Annotated in this window: 1 protein-coding gene; it reads right to left on the reverse strand. The window is 46.9% G+C overall.

Annotation, left to right across the window (positions count from 1 at the left end):
• Positions 1 to 514: HD domain-containing protein (locus tag R8N47_RS28475; protein WP_318186517.1), on the reverse strand; the 514-nt coding region annotated here is incomplete at both ends.

Below are 514 nucleotides of genomic sequence, written 5' to 3' on the forward strand. Positions count from 1 at the left end.
TAGATGGAGAACAGGTTCTTTTCACGACCTACGACGCGTGCATTCAAACCAACATCTTGCAGTCGGCCTTCGATTTCACTGTGAATACGCTGAATCATCTCTTTGCGATTACCGCGAGCCGCTCTCACGACTTCTTTGAGTACGCGATAACGGTTTGGGTACAGCGCTTCGAAACCAAGCTCTTCTAACTCAGTTTTGATATTGTGAATACCAAGACGATGAGCTAATGGGGCATAGATTTCTAGTGTTTCACGAGCGATGCGACGTTTTTTGTCTGGTCGAAGTGCACCTAACGTGCGCATGTTGTGCGTACGGTCAGCCAGTTTGATCAGGATAACGCGGATATCTTGCACCATCGCCAGAACCATCTTGCGAAAGTTCTCAGCTTGAGCCTCTTTCCTGTCACGGAATTTGAGTTTGTCCAGTTTAGATACACCATCAACCAACTCAGCGACGGTGTTGCCGAATTTCTCTTCGAGATCTTCTTTTGTAACGTCACAGTCTTCAATGACGT

The organism is Vibrio sp. 2132-1 (assembly GCF_033344315.1).